The sequence below is a fragment of the Roseateles sp. P5_E1 genome, assembly GCF_054049335.1.
Genome location: NZ_JBFUMN010000125.1, coordinates 1 through 1,595 on the forward strand (window position 1 = coordinate 1; position 1,595 = coordinate 1,595).

Sequence of the window (1,595 nt, forward strand, 5' to 3'; positions counted from 1 at the left end):
ACCGGGCAGCGGCGCGGGCACGGGGCCCTGGGCGGCGAACAGGCCCACGCGGCCGGCACCGGCCGCCGCCTGCACGGCACCGCGCGCGGCGTCGGCCGTGCGCAGCGTGTAGGCATACGGCGGCACCCAGTTTTGCGCCACCGGCACGCCCTCGCAGCCCTGCAGCTCGATGTCGACAACGGCGGTCATCGGCTTGCCCAGGTCGTCCTTGTCGCTGATGAAGCGATGACCGCTGCTGCGCATCGAGATCGCGTCCTTGCCGCCGGCCAGCTTGCCGCAGACCTCCTTGGGCTTGAGGCCGGTGAACTCGTAGAAGTTGTTCTCGTTGATGACGTCGGACTGGTAGCGCGCGTCCAGGCCCGAGCCGAACTTCATGTCGTTGTCGCTCGTCGTCGTGCTGCCGGTGACGAGGTTGTTGTACATGTGCAGCTGGCCGAAGCGCACCAGCGGCAGGCGGCTGTAGGCGTAGTTCCACCAGTTGCCGGTCAGCGTCACGTGCAGGCGGCCGGCGTCGCTCCAGGCGCGGCCGGAGTCGCCGTTGCCGATCAGGCTGTTCTTGTGGTGCTTGCTGAAGACGCTGTTGGAAATGGTCACGTAGTCGCTGCCACGCACCACGTCCAGCGCGCCGTCGTGGCGCGTGTCGCTGGCCAGCGAATCGGGCGTGTCGCCATCGCTGATGGTCACGTGGTCGAGCCAGATCTGCTGGCCGCGCGTGACAGTCAGGCCGTCCATGTAGGCGTTGTCGCTGTCCTCGGGGTTGACGTCCCAGGGCGTGTCGATGGCCAGGTTGCGCAGGATGATGTTGCGCGTCCAGGTCGGGTAGGCCTCCGGGTCCTTGCCCGCCGCGACCCAGGTCTTGAAATCGGCCTCGGGGTCGCCGCCGGGCGCCAGTGCGGCCTCGATGCCGATCAGCAGCTGGGTGCCGGTGATGCGCGCCGGGCGGCCGTTGCTGTCGTTGATGCCCACCAGCGTCGTGTTGGACGGGATGGAGAAGGAGCCGCCGTTCTTCTGGTCCAGGAAGCCCGTGTACTCCTCGAACACCGTGTTGCCATCGCGCCAGCGGAAATCGATGTGGCCGACGATGCGGATGATCTTGGGCTCGTTCTTCGCCTCGCGCAGAGCCGCCAGCAGCTGCTCCTTGTTGAACACCGTATAGACGCGGTTCGCCGCGGCCGAGGAGCCGCCGGTGACCAGCACCCTGCCCTTGCGCGACCGGTTGTGCCAGCCGGTGTCGGGTGCCGTCTCGCGCTCGAAGGTCAGCTGGCCGCCGGTCGGGTCGACGGTGGCGAACTGCCAGGCCGGCAGCTTGGGCGCCGCGCGATAGTTGCTCGGGTTGTGCAGGCCGCTGATGGTGGCCGGCGCCGCATAGCTGCGGGTGCCAACGTCGAACAGCAGCGGCGCGGTCGTGTCGGTCAGGCTGACGGCGTCGATGACCGGCGCGGGCGGCGGCGTCACCGGGCGCGGGTCACGCGTGGCCATGGCCTTGGCGGTGGCGGTCTCAGTGCTGGCTGCCGGTGCATCAAGGCGGCTAGCCGAGGCCTGCTCGCTCGACTGCGGCGAGGCGATGCTCGCGGGGTTCTCCTGGCCTCCCCCGC

General features: G+C 69.3%; 1 protein-coding gene. It reads right to left on the minus strand.

Annotation, left to right across the window (positions count from 1 at the left end):
- The coding region (locus ACXJKJ_RS30060; protein WP_457394990.1) for a pectate lyase family protein at window positions 1–1,595 on the minus strand (1,595 nt) is incomplete at both ends.